The sequence below is a fragment of the uncultured Agrococcus sp. genome (genome assembly GCF_945915485.1).
Taxonomy (GTDB): domain Bacteria; phylum Actinomycetota; class Actinomycetes; order Actinomycetales; family Microbacteriaceae; genus Agrococcus.
Genome location: NZ_CAMEFJ010000058.1, coordinates 1 through 16,368, shown reverse-complemented (window position 1 = coordinate 16,368; position 16,368 = coordinate 1). Strand labels below are relative to the sequence as shown.

Genomic DNA, 16,368 nt, shown 5'->3' with positions numbered 1-16,368 from the left:
AGACGCCAGGCCCGCGCCAGGAAGCGGCCGCTGCCGGCGGGCGAGACATCCTTCCAGTCGATGTCGTCCTCGGGAGGTCCCGCGAAGCACATGGTCAGCCGGACGGCGTCAACCCCGTGCTCCGTCAGCTCCTCGGAGAGAGTTACCAGATTGCCCTTGGACTTCGACATCTTTGCGCCGTCGAGGATCACCATGCCCTGATTGAGCAGTGCTTCGAAGGGCTCTTCGAAGTGCACGTACCCCAGGTCGTAGAGCACCTTCGTGATGAAGCGCGCGTACAGCAGGTGCAGAATCGCGTGCTCCACGCCGCCGATGTACATGTCGACGGGAGCCCAGTTCTTCACCTGCTCGGGCTCGAACGGCACCGAGTCGTCGTCCCCGCGCAGGAAGCGCAGGAAGTACCAGGAGGAGTCCACGAAGGTGTCCATCGTGTCGGCATCGCGCTTCGCGGGACTGCCATCGGACGCGGTCGTGTTGACCCAGTTCTCCGCAGCCCCCAGCGGGCTCTGCCCCTTGGGCGTCAGGTTCAGCCCCTGCGCCTCCGGCAGCACGACGGGCAGCTGCGAAGCCTCGACGGGCTCCATCGTGCCGTCCGCGCGGTGCAGAATCGGGATGGGCGTGCCCCAGTAACGCTGTCGCGAGATCAACCAGTCGCGCAGTCGATACGTCGTTGCGGCCTTGCCGGTGCCGCGCTCCTCGAGCACCTCCATCGCCTTCTCAATGGCGGCATCCTTCGCCAGACCGTCCAGCGGGCCGGAGTTCACGACCGTGCCGTCCCCCGTGTACGCGTCGCCCTCGGCAACCGCTTCGGCTTCCTCGTCGCTCTCGGGCTGCACGACGATACGCACGTCGAGGCCCTTGACGCGAGCGAAGTCCAGGTCGCGCTGGTCGTGAGCCGGAACGCCCATGACGGCGCCGTGACCATAGTCGGCGAGCACGTAGTCGGCGGCCCACACGGGCAGTCGCTCCCCCGTCAGCGGATGCGCTGCGTAGCGCCCCAGGAACACGCCGGTCTTCTCGCGTTCAGTGCTCTGCCGCTCGATCTCGCTGAGTTGCTGTGTGCTCTTCAGATAGTTCTGGAACTGCGCACGGTGTTCCTCATCCGCGCCTTCGGCGAGCTCGGCTGCGAGGTCGCTGTCGGGAGCAACCGCCATGAACGTGACGCCGTAGAGCGTGTCTGGGCGTGTCGTGAACACGGGCACAACGGTCTCGTGACCTTCGATTCTGAACTCGACCTCAGCACCGCGCGACCTGCCGATCCAGTTCGCCTGCATCCTGCGAACTTTCTCGGGCCACGTGCCCTTCAAACGCTCGAGGTCGTCCAACAGCCGGTCGGCGTAGTCCGTGATCTTGAAGTACCACTGGGTGAGCTTCTTCTTCACCACCTGCGCGCCGCAGCGCTCGCAAGCCCCGTCGACGACCTGCTCGTTCGCCAGCACCGTCTGGTCCTGCGGGCACCAGTTGACCGGCGAAGCCTTACGGTACGCGAGCCCGTGCTTATAGAGTTCGAGAAACAGCCACTGATTCCAGCGATAGTAATCGGGGTCGCTCGTATGCAGGATGCGGTCCCAGTCGAACGCCGTCGCGTACAGGCGCATCGAGCGCTTATGCTGCTCGATGTTCGCGTACGTCCAGGCCTTGGGGTCGACGTTGTTCCTGATCGCGGCGTTCTCGGCGGGCAGGCCGAACGAGTCCCAGCCGATGGGGTGCAGCACGTTGAATCCGCGGTGCCGCCAGTACCGCGCGAGCACGTCGCCGTACGCGTACGATTCTGCGTGCCCCATGTGCAGGTCGCCGGACGGGTACGGGAACATGTCGAGCACGTACTTGCGCGGCCGCGGGTCCGAATCGTCGTCGGTCGCGAAGGGACGCAGGGCGTCCCACCTCGGCAGCCACTTTTGCTGAATGTGCTCGAAACTGTACTGATCCTCAGCCACTGATCCTCCATGAGAAAGCGAACCTCCCTATCGTACCTGCCCCACATCGTGATGATTGTGGTGCACAATCGAAGTCATGACGGTTTCTGCAGATGATGAGTTCGTCAATCCGCCGGCAACAGCAGACGTCCCGTCTCGCAGGATCACCCGGATCGTCACCGCAAGAGCCGAACCGCAGCGCGTGTGGGCAGCGATCTCGACTCCCGAGGGCTTCTCCCGCTGGCTGGGCGATATCGCGACCTTCCCGAGCGGCTTCGTGGCGGGGGGAAAGGGCCGGTTCGCCTGGACCGGTGAGATCGTGCTCGCGGTCGAGGTACTCGAGATCGTGCCGGAGCAGCGGGTGACGTTCTCCTGGGCGGAAGGTTTCATGTCCAATGCGGCGACGACCGTGACGCTCTCGATACGGGAGGACGACCTCGGCACCCAGATTCATCTTGAGGAATCGGGATTCGCGTTCCCGCAGGCCGACGGCGAGTCGGTGTTGAGGTCGTTGCGTTCGCTTGCTCAGGGCTGGACCCTTGAGCTGGACGAACTCGTCAGGTTCGTCGAGTCCGAGTAGTCAGAGGACACACGCTCGGTTTCGAAGTCAAGCCGATTGGCGCGACCCTTTCAGCGAACGCAATAGCGCATCGGCTTTCAGCCGCGCTTCGGCGACCTCTTCCTCCGTGTCAGACAGCGCCGTTATGCCACCGCCGACGCCGATCGTTGCTGTTCCGCCCTCTTCGACGAGTGCCCGGATGGTCATCGAGAGTTGCGCGAACTCTGCCGTGACGACGCCGAAGCATCCCGAGTACGTGCCGCGAGGGCGTCCTTCGAGCCGCTGCAGCAGCTCTGCCGTGCGCCGCTTCGGTGTTCCCACCATCGAGCCGGCGGGAAACAGCGAGCGGATGACGTCGACCGTGCCGAGGCCGGCGCGGACGCGCCCCTCCACCGTCGATACCAGCTGGTGCACGGCCGAGTAGGTCTCGATCTGCAGGAGTGCGGGCACAGAGACGCTTCCCGGTTCGCTCACAAGATGCAGATCGTTGCGGCACAGGTCGACGATCATGACGTTCTCGGCGCGCTCCTTCTCGCTCGAGACGAGGGACGCCGCATATGCTGCATCCTGCTCGCTGGTCGTCCCGCGCGGCCGAGTGCCCTTGATGGGTCTCGTTCGTACCCTGCCGTCGCGAACCTCGACGAAACGCTCGGGGCTGATCGAGGCGATGCTCCTGCCGTCGATGCGCAGGAAGCCGCCCCTGTGCGATGGGCTCAACGTTCGCAGGGCGAGATAGGTTGCGACCGGGTCTACCCCTTCGGCCGCGTACGCCGTTGTCAGACAGGCGAGATACGAGTCGCCTTCCGAAATCCATGTCAGACACTCGCCGATCCGCGCCGCGTATTCGGTATCGTCATCGAGCGCGACAGGAGGTATCGACAGTCCGCTGAGCGGCTCTTCCGAGACCGGTGGTGCTGCTGGAAGCTCCCACGGATCCCCTGTCGACTGCAGTTGCGCACGACCGTGCTGAAAGACGATCCATCGATCCGGCTGCAGCCACCGAGACTCCCCCGACTCGCTTTGCAGTCCCAGCTCACGCAAGCCGACTTCGAAATCGATCCAGCCGAAACTCGGCCACTCGTCGAAGAGCATCTCATCGAAGGACGTTGCCCTGCGCCGCGTGCCGCCTGCCGCGATGACATGGCGTCGCTCAACGGCGTCTTCCAGCCACACGACGTCTTCGTACGCTGCCTCGAGATGCTGAAACGCGGTCAGGGGGTCGAGTTCGACGTCGACGAACCAGCCGGCGTTGAGCTCAGGAGCGAGCAGTGGGCGTACGTGCACGCTTTGATCCTGCCATAGGCTCGTTCTCATGGATTCCTCGGTCGCCGTAGTTGATTCCTGGCTCAGTGTCGCGGGGCAGGTGCTGGCATTTCCCGCCCATGTCGATCGATTCGCACGCAGCGTCGAGCGTACAGGAGGCGATGCCGCCGAGGCGGCAGCGGCGATAGCTGCGGCACGTTCCGCAACGCCCGCGGACGGTGACTTCTTTCCGCGCATCGAGTTCACGGCCACCGGCGGCTTTACGCACGATATCCGTCCTGCACCGGAACGGTTGCCCGGCGCCGTGCTCTGGACGGCTCCTGTCGACCCTAGGGAGCATCCCACGGTCAAGGGCCCTGACCTTCCTGAGCTCGCGGGTCTGCGCATGATCGCCGCCGAGCACGGCGCCAATGAAGCGGTCGTCCTGGATGACGGGGTCGTGAGCGAGGCCGCGCACGCGTCGATCGCCTGGTGGCGAGGGGATCGGCTCTTCTACCCCGACGATGCTTTGCCCAGGGTCGACTCGGTGACGTGGCGTGTCGTGCGGACGCTCGCCACGTCACTGGGAACCGAGCTTGTTCCATCGCTGGCGGCTCCGCAGGATCTCGAAGGCAGCGAAGTCTGGGTCATGAGCGCTCTGCACGGCATACGCGGTGTCGAGCAGTGGGTCGATGGGCCTTCTGTCGCACCGCCGGAGCGACGCGATCTGTGGCAAGCACGGCTCATAGCTCTTCGAGAGCGCGACGGAGTACGCTGAGCGCGATGCCGATCGACGACTGGATCACGACGCTCCTCGAGTTCGTCACCGAGCTGCCGGATTGGCAGCGAATCCTCATCGCGTTCATCGCGATCGCGCTCGAGACCTCCGTGCTCATCGGCCTGATCGTTCCCGGTGACACTGTCGTGCTCGTCGCGGCCACGGGAACGGAGACATGGGCCCAGTGGTTGGCGCTCATCGTCGCCTGTGTTGTCGGAGCACTCGCCGGCGAGTCGTTCGGTTACGCGCTCGGACGCTTCTTTCGCCCCCGAATACTCCGGCTTCTCCTTCGCAAACCCCTATGGTTTCGGCGATGGATGGCCATGGAACGCCGCGTGCAGCGACAGGGAGGACCCTTCATCTTCCTGTCGCGCTTCCTTCCGGTCGCGCACTCGCTCGTTCCGCTCGCCGTCGGGGCGAGCGGCTATGCGTACCGACGGTTCATCGCGTGGACACTGCCCGCATGCCTCGTCTGGGCGACGCTCTACGCGAGCGCCGGGTGGGCTGCGGGCGGTACCTTCCGCGAACTGAGCAGTACGGTGCAGGGCGCCGGCTTCATCTTCGTCGCCATCATCATCGTCTTCATGGTGCTGATGTGGGCGACCAAGCAGGTTCTCGGTCGCTTGCAGCGTCACTGATCGGCGACGCTGCAAGCGCACGTGCTTTAGAAGATCGGTTCGACTTCCTGTTCCGCGTGCCGCAGAGCGGCTCGGAGCAGGTCTGGTTCGCCCTGCTTCGACATCGCGAACGACATGTCCGTCAAAGAGACGAGAATGCGTACGCCGAGGCGCACGGCCTCGCGGTTTCCCACAGTGTCCCGGACACCGAACTGCTCGACGTAGCGGTTCCACAGCCGGTCCGCGAGCTGGTCGGGAAGTCCGAACTTCTCGACATGCTCACCGTATTCGACGTGATCGCCCGTCCTTACCTGACGGAATCCCGGTTCTTCCGCGTACAGCGCCGCGAGAACATCCTGTGCACTCGCAAGGTAGTCGCGCCAGCTCTCCCGTTGCTCAGCGAATACTTTATCGAGTTCCACGAGAAGTTTCGCAACGTTTCGCTCTGCGAGACTTCTGATGACCGAAAGACGGTCCGGAAAGTACCTGTACACGGTGCCGATCGACGCGCCAGCGCCGTCTGCGACGGACTGGGTTGTGAGCGTCTCGTAGCCGCTCTCGTCAATCTTCACGGCGGCTGCGTCAAGCAGTGACTCGATGCGATTCGCAGCGCGTGCCTGAATGGGCTGATGCCTAAACGATCCCTGGGTATCGATTTCATTTGCCATAGGGCTTTGCTTCCCTCCCTCATGTTTCCCGCACGTCTGTGAACGGGCAACTGGGAAAGTGTAGCGCCTCAACTTGAGACATTACTCGGACAACAGTTCAAGTTTCCGGTGCCGTGGAATGTCCGTGCGACTCACAGCCGACGTGCCCTACGCTGGATCCATCACATCAACAGCACACACCATGCAAGAACACACAACTCCCCTTGACTACCTGCCCAAGCCGTTGCTGCATCGCGCCGCGCGGGTGGAGAACTGGGTGCAGGAGTTTCGGGAGGCACGGGCACTCCGTTCCGGTCGAGTCCCGGCCATCATCTCCTATCCGGGATACGGGGGCGACGGCTGGGTGCGCGTCCTCTGTCGCATTCTGCTCGTGAAGCCCGGTCAGGAGCAGGACGTCCTCTACGAGAACGTTCGAGGCTGGAGGAGCTTCACGTCGATACCGCTCAACCACGTCGATGTGACCGTCACGCACAACGGTGAATCGCACACCGTCACCGCCGACAGGGGCGGCGTCGTGGATGCCGTCGTACCGTTCTCCCTCCCGGCAGGCTGGAACACGCTCCAACTGCGAGTCGCGGGCTCGGAGGCGGTCACCGCTCAGGTGTTCGTCGTCGACCCCGAGTGCAAGACGGGTGTCATCTCCGATGTCGACGACACCGTGATGGTGACGTTACTGCCGAGGCCGATGGTGGCGGCCTGGAACGCCTTTGTTCTCGACGAGCACGCGCGGCGGCCCGTTCCCGGGATGGCCGTGCTGTACGAGCGCATCAAGAATGCCCGACCGGAGGCACCTTTCATCTACCTGTCGACCGGCGCTTGGAACATCGCGCCGACGCTGACCCGTTTCCTCGGCAGGAACCTCTACCCTTCCGGCCCAATGCTGCTGACCGATTGGGGTCCGACGCACGACCGTTTCTTCCGATCCGGGCAGGCGCACAAGGTGGAGAACCTCTACCGCCTGGCTCGAGAGTTCCCGCATATCCGATGGATTCTCATCGGTGACGACGGGCAGCACGATGAGCAGATCTACGAAGACTTCGCAAGCGATCACCCCGATCGGGTGGAAGCCATCGCGATCCGTCGATTGTCTCCGCAGGAGGCGGTCCTGGCCGGAGGAAGAAAGGCCGTCAGCCACGAGAACAGCATCCCGTGGTTCTGGGCTCCCAACGGCCGTGGCCTCTCGCGGCAACTCGAATCGCTCCCCGGCCTAGATCTCAGCGGCGGAGAGCGGTAGCGACTGCTTCAGCCGGTCATGCTCGTGAGCGACCTGGCATCGGCGAGCAGCCAGCTCGCGACCTGCTGACCGCGCTCGGTCGCGCGAGATCCGGAAGCGAGCGCGTGCCCCAACAGGTGCGTCGCCGCGATCGCCCGCACACGGGGCGCGAGGAACCGCTGTCGTATCGCGGCGGCGAGCGCGGTGAATGAAGCTCCGCTGGCTTCGTCGCCGGCCGCCCGCGCTTCTGCCGCCGAAACGCACACGTGGCCGTACAGCGCTCCCCCGTCGTCCGCCTGCTCCCCCAGACCTGCCGTGTCGATATCCAGGACGCCCGTTATGCGCCAGGGTTCTGCCGGGTCGACGAAGATCTGCCCAAGATGCATGTCGCCGTGGATCGTCACCGCCGACGCGGGGGGCGAGGCTCTGTACTGCGCCTCGATGACGGGAATCAGGGCATCCGCAGCGGCAGCGAACATGGGCGCTTGTTCGCGCATCCGCGCCCCGTACCAGCCCACTCGCGCTGCCAGGGACGCGCGTGCACGCTCCTGCACGGGAACCGCCGCGATACGTGCCGCAAGCGCATCGAGCGACTGCAGGAAGCGGGGATCTCCGCCTATGGAACGAACGTGCGCTACCGCGCTCTCACCGGGCAGCCGATCGAGCAACAACAAGCCGGAATCGGAGTAGCCGAGACTGACGGGAACGGTCATGCCCGCTGCCAGGAACGCGTGGTGACGCGCGTCGATGGATGCGGCCAGTTTCGGATGCACGAGCTTCGCGAAGAATCGGCCGCCGTCCGTATCGATTCGGAAAACCGCTCGCTTGCCCGGTCGGTACGCTTCCAGCGTCAGCGTCGCCCCCTTTGCCTCGATACCGAATTTCGCAAGCGTCTGTCCTGCCGCTTCCGGAAACGACATAGCCGTGAGAGCGGGAAGCGAGGGATCAGCGGGATACTCCCAGACGATCGTGTCGGTGCCGCCCGGCCGCTGCAGGCGAACGGATTGATCGTCGACGGCCGCGTCGGAAGACGTGTTGATGTAGATGTGGGTCTTCTCGAACGCGCCCTGTACGCCCAGTGTCACGCCGAATCCGATGATGAAGCCGTCGCCCGTCGGCTCGATATCGTGCTGGTGGAACTCGAATACCTCCGCATCGCGCATGGAAGCGAAACGCTGCAGGAGGCCCCCTGCCTCCGGGATCATGAGTCGCTAGAACCTGAAAGCCACGACAACTGCCAGAATTCGTCGGCCGTGAGTTCGAAACTGTAGGTATCCCGCGAAATCAATGCCCGCACCTCTTCGACGGCGAGATGGGCGCGGGAGAAGATCGTCACCGAGCTCTCGGTCTCTGCACTGTTCGAGATGTGCAGTGCAATAACATCCGGAGTCGCAGGGGTATCGCTGACGACGAAAGCGGATTGCGCCTCGGGATGTTCGTCCATACGCCAACTGAAGTGACTGCCCTTCCACTCGGCAACGGCCTCGAACTCGCGGTCGCCTTTGTCTCGACGAAAGTACTCGTAGAACTCACGAAGCTGCAGAGGACTCTTCTGCGTGATTTCAATGCGAACCCGGGGGTCTTCCCGCGTCCCGTTCTTCCAGTAGCCGCCGGACGACGCGCGGATGTTCCAGACGCCGGGCAGAATTCGGGCGAGTTCAGCGGGATCAGCGACGCGTGCCATACGCGCCAGCCTATAGGCTTTCACCGTGGAGAACCCTGCACTTTCCCGCGCGATTCTTATCGCAGCACGCGCGTTCGACGGCGAAACGGACAGACAGGGCGACCCCTACGTGGCGCACGCGATCCGAGTTATGCACGATGTCGAAGGCGATGATGCAAAGATCGTGGCGCTGCTGCACGACACGCTCGAGTGGGGGTCTCTGACCTGGAGCGAGCTGCGCGCCGCCGGTTTCTCATCTCGCGTGATGGGAGCGATCGACGCGATGACCGATCGCGAAGGAGAGACACTGAGCGAACAGGTATCCCGCATCCGATCGAACTCCCTCGCCCTGCGCGTGAAGATCGCGGATATTCGCGACAACTCCCAGAAGTGGCGCACGAGTCGCATGGACCCGGAAACACGGGATCAGATGATGTCCAAGTATCGCGACACCGCCGAGCTACTGGGAACAACGCTCCATGCGATCCGGAAGCGCTCTCCTGAGCTCGATTCACTCGTGCGGCGCCGGGATGTCTCGACCGTGCCCGGCGGGATGGGCGACAGCAGCTCCGTCAGGAAGCAGTGAACCCTAGCCTGCCCGGTCCAGTCGCTCATCGAACAGGGATCGCGTGAGGAGGGTCGCACCGGCCGTCGCCGCCGGCATCGCGAACACCGCGACGAGGGGAATCATGAACAACAGGTAGCAGGCGATGCCGAAGCCCATCGTCCTCGGCCAATTAGTGCGCAGTCGCGCCCGGCGTTCGCCGAGCGTCAAGCCGCGTGCGTCCATAGGTGTCCCGGTCATATCGACAGCGAGTGCTCTGCCGCCGAGAATCACACCGAGCAGAAAGCCGAAGAAGGAGCCGATACCCGGTATCAGCCCGACGGCGAACACCAGCAGGGCAACCAGTACCGCGACGAGTACGAGAATCAGCGCGTCGGTGAGTGATTTGCCGACCGACGCCCAGAAACCGAGCTGCCGCCGCTGCTCGGGTGCGCCGAGTTCTTCGTCGACCGCCTTCGAAATGCGATCGTACACGGGGGTTCCGACTGCGAGCGATACGGCTGAGAACGTCAGGACGAACAGGACACCGGTGCCGACCGCAAGGAGCGCGGCCGCTGTGAAGCGCATGAGATCCCGCCACAGCGTGTCCCAGCCGTCCGCGAAGGGTGTCGCCCACGCGACGAACGTGCCGACGTTGGCGATCAACAGGATCATGAGCGTCATGATCACGGCACCGACGATAAGCGGCGGAATCGCCCCTATCGCCGCGAGCCCGGGGTGCTGTGCCCAGAACCTGAAGCCGCGAAACACGAAGCCGACGCCGGTGAAGAATTCGCGCACCGTCTTCATTTGCGTCGCCACCCTCTGATCTCCTCCAGCAGCATTCGGACGAGGATGACGAGGATGAAACAGGCGAAGAGTATGTTGCCGGCTAGCGGGGATATCCACTGCGCGATGAGTGTTCCCAGCACGGTTGTGAGGCTTGCGGTAAACCCGATGACGAGACCTGCACGCAGATCGACGTTGCCGCGACGCAGATTCGCGATCGTGCCTGACAGTGCGGTCGGAATCATCATCGCCAGCGACGTGCCCTTCGCGACGAGGTCGCTCGAACCGAAGAAGAGCATGAGCGCTGGAACAACGACGGCGCCCCCTCCGACACCGAGGATGCTCGAGAGGATGCCCGTGACGAGCCCCAGCGCAGCGAGCCCGGCAGCGGACCACCACCCGATCTCCAGAGCGGACTCGCGACTGGGAACACTCACGAGGAGATCGACGGCAACGAATCCCAGGAAGGCGATGAAGACCCAGCGGATCACCGGCACGGGAAGCTTCGCGAGCAGCAGTGCGCCGATCTGGGCTCCTATGACGGCGCCCGCTGCGATGAGGAGCGCTGCGAGGAGATCGACCTGCCCGGCGACGCCGTAGGAGATGACTCCCACAGCGGCCATCGGCACAATAGCGGTAAGGGAGGTTCCGGCCGCCTGTCGGCGTTCCATCCCCAGGACGACGAGCAGCGCCGGGACGAGAATGATGCCGCCGCCGACACCGAAGAGCCCCGAGAAGATGCCCGTGAACAGGCCGAGGCAGATCATCCGCCACACGGACCAGCGTGCGGCTTCTGCTGCCGCCACTAGATCAGCTGGCTCAGCGCGGATTTCGACAGGGCGTCGCGAATCACCTGCATCTGCGAAGCCATCTCTGTTGCGGCTTCAGCCGCGCGCGCCTTTGCGGACGTGTCGCGCTTGCCACGAAGCGGCTTCACTGCCTGCTCTATGAGCGCAGCTTCCCGCTCAGCAACACCGCGCATCCCACGCAGGTGTCGTGGCTCGATACCGAAGCGCGAGAGCTCGACGAGTGCCCCGGTCACGACAACCGCCGATTCGCTGAAGGGCTCAGCGGATGGGATGACCCCCGCATGCTGTGCGTCGAGCACCAGCTGGCGCGTTGCTCCGGTCTCATCCATCAGCTCGGACCTGCTGAGGCGGCGTTCGGAGGAGAGAATGCTCTGGCCCTGAACATCGATATTCGTGCCGGGCAGCTGCGGGCGTCGCCCGGCGTCGATGTCTTCGAGGTAGGTGCGAATCACTTTCAGCGGCAGATAGTGGTCGCGCTGCAGCGTGAGAATCGTGCGGATGCGATCGACGTGCTCTGTCGAAAACTTCCTGTAGCCGCTCGGCGTTCGCTCGGGGGTTACGAGCCCCTGGTCCTCGAGAAACCGGAGCTTCGAGGGCGAGAGATCTTGAAACTCGCTACTGAGGCGCTGGAGCACCTGCCCGATGGACAGCAGGCCGGAAGACGCCCGAGCCGGCTGCGCGCTCACTGGTCAGGCACCGCGTCCGCTCGTGATGCGTAGAAAGTCAAGCGGTACTTACCGACCTGAACTTCAGCACCGTCTACGAGACGCTTCCGTTCGATTCGTTCGCCACCGAAATAGGTGCCGTTCAGGGAGCCGAGATCGCGTACCTCGAACACCGTCCCCGATCGCAAGAACTCGGCGTGCTTGCGACTCACGGTGACATCGTCGAGGAAGATCTCTGCATCCGGGTGCCGCCCCGCGACCGTGGCGTCACGGTCGAGCAGGAAGCGAGCGCCGGCATTAGGTCCGCGACGGACGATCAGAAGCGCCGACCCGCTGGGCAGTGCTGCGACGGCCTCGAGCTCTTCCGGGCTCGCGCCCGAGATCATCGCCGATAGCTGCGCCCGGTAGTCGTCCTTGTAGGACTGCGTGGTCTCCGGACCGTTCCGGGTGTTGTCTGCCATGAACGTCTCTCCTACTGGGCGATGCTGAAAGAACAGCCTACGCGAAAGGACTGAAACTCGCACGCTTAACCTCAACGTGAGGTTCCGTCGTTGGGATTCCACCAGCATACGGACCGTTACCCCATGATTCCTGTGCGTCTGAGCACGGCCGCAACGACCGCTGCGACGAAAACGACAACGATGAATGGCGCTCTGACCACCAGTAGCAGCGCCGCGACGCCGAGGGCGGGAGCGCGAGCGTCCAGTTCGAGCGACTGTCCTGATCCAAAGGCCTGCACCGTCGTGAGCGCCGCGAGCAGACTGATCGTGGAGAGCTCCAGCAATCGCTCTCGTTTAGGGCCGACGAACCAGCGAGACGGAACCGCGTAACCGAGCAGTTTCAACCCCGAGACGACGATGCTCGCCAGCAGAACCGTGTGCAGCAGTGTCATGCACGAGCTCCTTCCGCGCGTTCGCGACCGAACCAGTTCGTCAGAGCGACGACCACGGCGACGCCGACGGCAGCGAGCACGGGGATTCCCGCCGGCAGCACAGGGACGGCAACGGCCGCGAGCACTGCGGACGCGATCCCGACGGCGACGGCCTGACGATGCCGCAGCCGCGGCCACAGCAGCGCAAGGAAGGCGGCAGCGGCCGCCGCATCGAGGCCGTACGCCCGGACGTCGCCAAGAATGTCACCGACGATCGCACCGATCAGCGTGCAGAGATTCCAGCCTATGAAGATGCCGACTCCCGTGACCCAGAATCCTATGCGGCTCTCACGTTCGCTCTTTCCCGCCAGCGAAACAGCCGTGGACTCATCGATCGTCACCCAGGCGGCGGGCACGACCGTCAGCTTCGTCGGCGGAATGAGGCGCCGCAGCGAGATCGCGTAGATCGTGTTGCGTATGCCGAGCACGCCGGCTGTCGCGATCGCCGCCGCGGGCGTGCCGCCGGCCGCAACGACACCGACGAGCGCGAACTGCGAACCGCCGGAGAACATGAGGGCCGACAGGAGCATCGTCTCGAGAATGGACAGCCCGCTGGCAACCGAGAGCGCCCCGAACGAGACTCCGTAGAGGCTCGTGGCAATGGCCACCGACAGCCCTTTTCGCCACGCTCCGACAGACGCATTCATCCGCTCAGTCTACGAGCGTTCAGTGCGAGAATAGTGCCGTGAACGCAGTGCATTTCGACGACGGACTCAGCCGACCGGCGTGGGCGAACGCTTCTCCCCTGCTTCGGGAGTACTACGACAACGAGTGGGGTGTTCCCGTCACGGACGAACGTGGCGTATTCGAACGGATAAGCCTCGAAGCATTCCAATCGGGACTGTCGTGGGCGACGATCCTGGCGAAGCGTGATGCGTTTCGCACGCGGTTTCAGGGATTCGATCCGGACGCCATAGCCGTATGGGGCGAGCCGGAGATATCCGCGGCGATGCAGGACGCCGGTATCGTCCGCAACGACAGGAAGATCAGGGCGACGGTCGCGAACGCACGAGCAACCGCCGCTCTCCGGTCGGAAGGCGGGTTGGCAGCGCTCGTATGGTCGTATATCCCGAGCAGCACGCCCGTTCCGACCGATGCCCAGGAGGCGCCGACGGTCTCTCCCGAGTCTGTGGCACTCGCGAAGCACTTGAAGTCGCTTGGCTTCAAGCACGTTGGGCCGACAACGATGTTCGCCCTCATGGAGGCCATCGGGCTGGTGGACACGCATCCCGTTGATAGCCATCGACGTGGCTGCTCTGGGCTGTGGAACGAAGACGGGAGCGCACGACACGGGTCGCCTGCGCGCCTCGCTCTTCCCGGTGGGTAGCGTCATTACACTCGCAGGTAACGTGAATGACCTTTAAGGAGCGGCCGGGAATGACGCACGAGTGGCGGGTCCGAGAGGCGACCCCGGGAGAGATCGCCGGTTGGGACGATCTCGTACTGACGAACCGCGATGGCGGACTCTGGACGCAGACGCTCGCGTACGCCCGTTATAAGCAGTGGGATGGGCTCGGTATTCGCTACCTCGTGTTCGAGGGCCCGTACCCCGTGTACTCGCTCGTGCTGGAGCACAGGAGCCCGCTGGGCGTCCAGTGGAACCTGCTGCAGGGCCCTGGATGCGAACCAGAGGACATCCCGGGCGTTACCGCGGCCATCAAGCGCGACGGCCCGGTAATCGCGGGGCGGCTCATCGCGGTGCTGATCCAGCCGTTCATAACCGACACGGAGGATCACCGTGCGATCCTTGCTGGCGCCGGTTACGTACCGGAGCTGCCGAGGATGCTCAACACGTACACGGTGCTCGTCGACATGGACAAGAGCGAGGACGAACTCTTCTCCTCGTTCCACAAACGGCTCCGCAACCACATTCGCAGCGCAACGAAGAACGGTTACGTCGTCGAGCAGGTGACGGAACCCACGGAAGAGACCTACGAGGCGATGTGGGGGCTCATGCAAACCGTTGCCGGGGGCAAGGGCTCGGATCGATACCGCGAATACGAAGCGTATCGGCAGTACTGGAGCGAATTCCATCGTTCGGGCCAGGCCCTGTGGTGGTTCGGGTATGACGGCGAAGAGGGCCCGCAGGCCATCAGCTTCATGATCAGCTTCGGGAAGTATCTCGTTGCGAAAGACGGCGGTTCACGCCCCGATCGCGCCATTCGCGGCGGCCACCACATGATGCGCTGGCGCGCAATGCAGTGGGCGAAGGAGAACACCGGAGCGAGCGTGTACGACGCCTTCGGCGCGACGCCTGAGAGCGAGATCGACAACGAGGAGCACCCCCTGCACGCCATAACGCAGACGAAGAAGCGCTTCGGCCCGCTCGTCGATCACGTGACGGCCCAGTTGCTCGTGCTGGACGAGCGTCGTTACCGGCTCTTCATGAGGGCGTGGCTGCCGATCGAGTGGCGTGTGCGCCGACGCCCGGGCGGCATCTGGTAATCGCCCGGAGCACTGCGACCCTCTACACGGCTTCGAGTACGAGCGCGGTTCCTTGACCGCCGCCACCGCAGATGCCCGTTGCGCCGACCGAGCCGGCTCCCAATTGCGCAAGGCGTCTGGCGAGGTGACCGACGATGCGTGCGCCCGAAGCGCCGATGGGATGCCCCATTGCGATCGCGCCGCCGTTTGCGTTCACGATTCCCGCGTCGATGCCGAGCGCCTTCGTCGAAACGATGCCTACGGCGGCGAATGCTTCATTGATCTCGACCGCGCCAAGATCCTCGGCGGTCTTTCCAGCGCGATCCAACGCGGATTTGATCGCGTTGGAAGGCTGTTCGTGGAGGGATACATCCGGCCCGGCGACGAGTGAGGTCGACAGGATGCGCGCGAGCGGGTGCAGCCCGTGCTCGGCCGCGAATCGATCCGAGACGAGCACGAGCGCCGCTGCTCCATCGGTGATCTGCGACGCGTTTCCGGCGGTTATCGTACCTTCGGGGTCGAACGCGGGACGCAGCGAACCGAGCGACTCGGCGGTGACACCGTTACGGCCTCCGTCATCGGAGCCGACCGTCGTCGCTCGCTTGCCGCGACCCACTTCGATCGGCGCTATCTCGTCATCGAACGCGCCTGCAGCCTGCGCCTTCTCGAAGCGCTGGAAACTGCTGGCGGCGAATTCGTCCTGCTCTTCGCGAGTCAGATCGTGGCTCGCGTTGAAGGACTCCGTGCTCGCACCCATTGCACGACGCTCGAATGCGTCCGTCAGCCCGTCGTGCTGCATGGTGTCGACCATTGCTGCATCGCCGAACTTTGCTCCTGCACGGATGCTCGCGGCATGCGGTGCGAGCGTCATCGACTCCTGACCGATCGCAACGACGACATCCGCTTCGCCCAGCTGGATCAGACGGTGCGCGGCGACGACGGCTTCGCTGCCGGAGAGACACACGCCGTTGACCGCGAGCGAAGGAACATCCATGCCGATACCGGCGGCGACAGCGCTCTGTCTGGCCGGGTTCTGACCCGCTCCGCCCTGCAGTACCTGCCCGACGACGACCTGCTGCACGTCGTTCACGTCGACTCCCGCTTTTTCCAGCGCGGCCTTTGCTGCGTGACCGCCGAGCTGCGTCGCGGGCACTCTGGCCAGCTGCCCGAGGAACTTGGCGAAGGGTGTGCGCGCGAATCCGGCGATGAGGGTCTCGGTCATGATGCTCCTTTGCGAACGACTTCTTTCAGTCTACCGTCGCGGCAGTCGACTATCCGCTCCGGCCGGTCGTCACGAAGTCGATCAGTTCCTCGACTCGACCCAACAGCTCCGGCTCGAGATCGTTCCAGTCTCGGACGCGCCGCAGCATGCCGCGCCACGCTTTCGCGATGTGCTCTTGTTCGCGGTGCGGGAGTCCGAGCCGTGCCAGTGTGCCCTTCTTGAAATCCTCGCCTCTCGGAACATCCGGCCAGGCACCGATGCCCAAGCGCATCGGCTTGATGGCCTGCCAGATGTCGATGTAGGGATGCCCGACGACGAGCACGTTCCC

General features: G+C 64.2%; 20 protein-coding genes. 7 read left to right on the top strand and 13 right to left on the bottom strand.

Annotated elements, in window-relative coordinates; all coding sequences use genetic code 11:
- Window positions 1–1,937, bottom strand: a 1,937-nt coding sequence (leuS, locus tag Q0O95_RS09855) for a leucine--tRNA ligase (protein ID WP_293697865.1), incomplete at its 3' end; no start/stop codon positions are given.
- 76 nt (window positions 1,938–2,013) lie between these two features.
- Between leuS and Q0O95_RS09850 the strand changes: the two genes are divergently transcribed.
- Window positions 2,014–2,496 (top strand): SRPBCC domain-containing protein, encoded by a 483-nt coding sequence (locus tag Q0O95_RS09850; RefSeq protein ID WP_293697863.1) that lies wholly within the window; start codon window positions 2,014–2,016, stop codon window positions 2,494–2,496.
- Window positions 2,497–2,523: 27 nt separating this feature from the next.
- On the opposite strand, the gene Q0O95_RS09845 is transcribed toward Q0O95_RS09850, so the two are convergent.
- Window positions 2,524–3,759, bottom strand: a complete 1,236-nt coding sequence (locus Q0O95_RS09845; protein ID WP_293697861.1) for an anthranilate synthase component I family protein — start codon at window positions 3,757–3,759, stop codon at window positions 2,524–2,526.
- A 28-nt stretch (window positions 3,760–3,787) separates the two neighbouring features.
- Here Q0O95_RS09845 and Q0O95_RS09840 point away from each other — a divergent pair, with 28 nt between their 5' ends.
- Both Q0O95_RS09840 and Q0O95_RS09835 read left to right on the top strand, forming a co-directional pair.
- Window positions 3,788–4,495, top strand: coding sequence for an aminotransferase class IV (locus tag Q0O95_RS09840; RefSeq protein ID WP_293697859.1), 708 nt, complete (start codon window positions 3,788–3,790; stop codon window positions 4,493–4,495).
- Window positions 4,496–4,500: 5 nt separating this feature from the next.
- Window positions 4,501–5,133 (top strand): DedA family protein, encoded by a 633-nt coding sequence (locus Q0O95_RS09835; protein ID WP_293697857.1) that lies wholly within the window; start codon window positions 4,501–4,503, stop codon window positions 5,131–5,133.
- Window positions 5,134–5,159: 26 nt separating this feature from the next.
- On the opposite strand, the gene Q0O95_RS09830 is transcribed toward Q0O95_RS09835, so the two are convergent.
- Window positions 5,160–5,780: a TetR/AcrR family transcriptional regulator gene (locus tag Q0O95_RS09830; protein WP_293697855.1), complete on the bottom strand. Its 621-nt coding sequence runs from the start codon at window positions 5,778–5,780 to the stop codon at window positions 5,160–5,162.
- A gap of 181 nt (window positions 5,781–5,961) precedes the next feature.
- On the opposite strand from Q0O95_RS09830, the gene Q0O95_RS09825 reads away from it, so the two are divergent.
- Entirely contained in the window at window positions 5,962–7,014 is a 1,053-nt protein-coding gene (locus Q0O95_RS09825) for an App1 family protein (protein ID WP_293697853.1), read from the top strand.
- An 8-nt stretch (window positions 7,015–7,022) separates the two neighbouring features.
- On the opposite strand, the gene Q0O95_RS09820 is transcribed toward Q0O95_RS09825, so the two are convergent.
- Together Q0O95_RS09820 and Q0O95_RS09815 are read right to left on the bottom strand one after the other, a co-directional pair.
- On the bottom strand, window positions 7,023–8,198 hold the full coding sequence (locus Q0O95_RS09820; RefSeq protein WP_293697851.1) for an aminoglycoside phosphotransferase family protein: 1,176 nt from the start codon (window positions 8,196–8,198) through the stop codon (window positions 7,023–7,025).
- Window positions 8,195–8,677 carry a hypothetical protein gene (locus Q0O95_RS09815; RefSeq protein WP_293697849.1) on the bottom strand — a complete coding sequence of 161 codons (483 nt, stop codon included), beginning with the start codon at window positions 8,675–8,677 and terminating at the stop codon, window positions 8,195–8,197. Before Q0O95_RS09815 ends, Q0O95_RS09820 begins: the two co-directional genes overlap by 4 nt.
- A 25-nt stretch (window positions 8,678–8,702) precedes the next feature.
- Between Q0O95_RS09815 and Q0O95_RS09810 the strand changes: the two genes are divergently transcribed.
- Complete coding sequence (locus Q0O95_RS09810) at window positions 8,703–9,242, top strand: phosphohydrolase (RefSeq protein ID WP_293697847.1); 540 nt, start codon at window positions 8,703–8,705, stop codon at window positions 9,240–9,242.
- Window positions 9,243–9,245: 3 nt separating this feature from the next.
- On the opposite strand, the gene Q0O95_RS09805 is transcribed toward Q0O95_RS09810, so the two are convergent.
- The 6 genes from Q0O95_RS09805 to Q0O95_RS09780 all read right to left on the bottom strand — a co-directional run bounded on the left by Q0O95_RS09805 (window position 9,246) and on the right by Q0O95_RS09780 (window position 13,041).
- A complete protein-coding gene (locus Q0O95_RS09805) occupies window positions 9,246–10,022 on the bottom strand; it encodes an EI24 domain-containing protein (RefSeq protein WP_293697845.1) in 777 nt (258 codons plus the stop codon).
- Entirely contained in the window at window positions 10,007–10,795 is a 789-nt protein-coding gene (locus tag Q0O95_RS09800; RefSeq protein ID WP_293697843.1) for a sulfite exporter TauE/SafE family protein, read from the bottom strand. Before Q0O95_RS09800 ends, Q0O95_RS09805 begins: the two co-directional genes overlap by 16 nt.
- Window positions 10,795–11,484 carry a MerR family transcriptional regulator gene (locus Q0O95_RS09795; protein ID WP_293697841.1) on the bottom strand — a complete coding sequence of 230 codons (690 nt, stop codon included), beginning with the start codon at window positions 11,482–11,484 and terminating at the stop codon, window positions 10,795–10,797. Before Q0O95_RS09795 ends, Q0O95_RS09800 begins: the two co-directional genes overlap by 1 nt.
- Window positions 11,481–11,924: an FHA domain-containing protein gene (locus Q0O95_RS09790; RefSeq protein WP_293697839.1), complete on the bottom strand. Its 444-nt coding sequence runs from the start codon at window positions 11,922–11,924 to the stop codon at window positions 11,481–11,483. Before Q0O95_RS09790 ends, Q0O95_RS09795 begins: the two co-directional genes overlap by 4 nt.
- A 116-nt stretch (window positions 11,925–12,040) precedes the next feature.
- Window positions 12,041–12,355, bottom strand: coding sequence for an AzlD domain-containing protein (locus Q0O95_RS09785; protein WP_293697837.1), 315 nt, complete (start codon window positions 12,353–12,355; stop codon window positions 12,041–12,043).
- Window positions 12,352–13,041, bottom strand: a complete 690-nt coding sequence (locus tag Q0O95_RS09780; RefSeq protein WP_293697835.1) for an AzlC family ABC transporter permease — start codon at window positions 13,039–13,041, stop codon at window positions 12,352–12,354. The genes Q0O95_RS09785 and Q0O95_RS09780 overlap by 4 nt, the downstream gene beginning before the upstream one ends.
- Before the next feature lie 47 nt (window positions 13,042–13,088).
- On the opposite strand from Q0O95_RS09780, the gene Q0O95_RS09775 reads away from it, so the two are divergent.
- Together Q0O95_RS09775 and Q0O95_RS09770 are read left to right on the top strand one after the other, a co-directional pair.
- Window positions 13,089–13,721, top strand: a complete 633-nt coding sequence (locus Q0O95_RS09775; protein ID WP_293697867.1) for a DNA-3-methyladenine glycosylase I — start codon at window positions 13,089–13,091, stop codon at window positions 13,719–13,721.
- Between the two features lie 26 nt (window positions 13,722–13,747).
- Entirely contained in the window at window positions 13,748–14,839 is a 1,092-nt protein-coding gene (locus Q0O95_RS09770) for a hypothetical protein (protein WP_293697833.1), read from the top strand.
- 22 nt (window positions 14,840–14,861) lie between these two features.
- Here Q0O95_RS09770 and Q0O95_RS09765 read toward each other — a convergent pair whose 3' ends face one another.
- Entirely contained in the window at window positions 14,862–16,040 is a 1,179-nt protein-coding gene (locus tag Q0O95_RS09765; protein WP_293697831.1) for an acetyl-CoA C-acyltransferase, read from the bottom strand.
- Window positions 16,041–16,089: 49 nt separating this feature from the next.
- Window positions 16,090–16,368: DUF3097 family protein (locus Q0O95_RS09760; RefSeq protein WP_293697829.1), on the bottom strand; the 279-nt coding region annotated here is incomplete at its 5' end.

Bases quoted from the DNA above. Each gene is read 5' to 3' on its own strand.
- Q0O95_RS09850 (WP_293697863.1), top strand. From the start codon at position 2,014: ATGACGGTTTCTGCAGATGATGAGTTCGTCAATCCGCCGGCAACAGCA.
- Q0O95_RS09840 (WP_293697859.1), top strand. From the start codon at position 3,788: ATGGATTCCTCGGTCGCCGTAGTTGATTCCTGGCTCAGTGTCGCGGGG.
- Q0O95_RS09835 (WP_293697857.1), top strand. From the start codon at position 4,501: ATGCCGATCGACGACTGGATCACGACGCTCCTCGAGTTCGTCACCGAG.
- Q0O95_RS09830 (WP_293697855.1), bottom strand. From the start codon at position 5,780: ATGGCAAATGAAATCGATACCCAGGGATCGTTTAGGCATCAGCCCATT.
- Q0O95_RS09825 (WP_293697853.1), top strand. From the start codon at position 5,962: ATGCAAGAACACACAACTCCCCTTGACTACCTGCCCAAGCCGTTGCTG.
- Q0O95_RS09820 (WP_293697851.1), bottom strand. From the start codon at position 8,198: ATGATCCCGGAGGCAGGGGGCCTCCTGCAGCGTTTCGCTTCCATGCGC.
- Q0O95_RS09815 (WP_293697849.1), bottom strand. From the start codon at position 8,677: ATGGCACGCGTCGCTGATCCCGCTGAACTCGCCCGAATTCTGCCCGGC.
- Q0O95_RS09790 (WP_293697839.1), bottom strand. From the start codon at position 11,924: ATGGCAGACAACACCCGGAACGGTCCGGAGACCACGCAGTCCTACAAG.
- Q0O95_RS09785 (WP_293697837.1), bottom strand. From the start codon at position 12,355: ATGACACTGCTGCACACGGTTCTGCTGGCGAGCATCGTCGTCTCGGGG.
- Q0O95_RS09780 (WP_293697835.1), bottom strand. From the start codon at position 13,041: ATGAATGCGTCTGTCGGAGCGTGGCGAAAAGGGCTGTCGGTGGCCATT.
- Q0O95_RS09770 (WP_293697833.1), top strand. From the start codon at position 13,748: ATGACCTTTAAGGAGCGGCCGGGAATGACGCACGAGTGGCGGGTCCGA.
- Q0O95_RS09765 (WP_293697831.1), bottom strand. From the start codon at position 16,040: ATGACCGAGACCCTCATCGCCGGATTCGCGCGCACACCCTTCGCCAAG.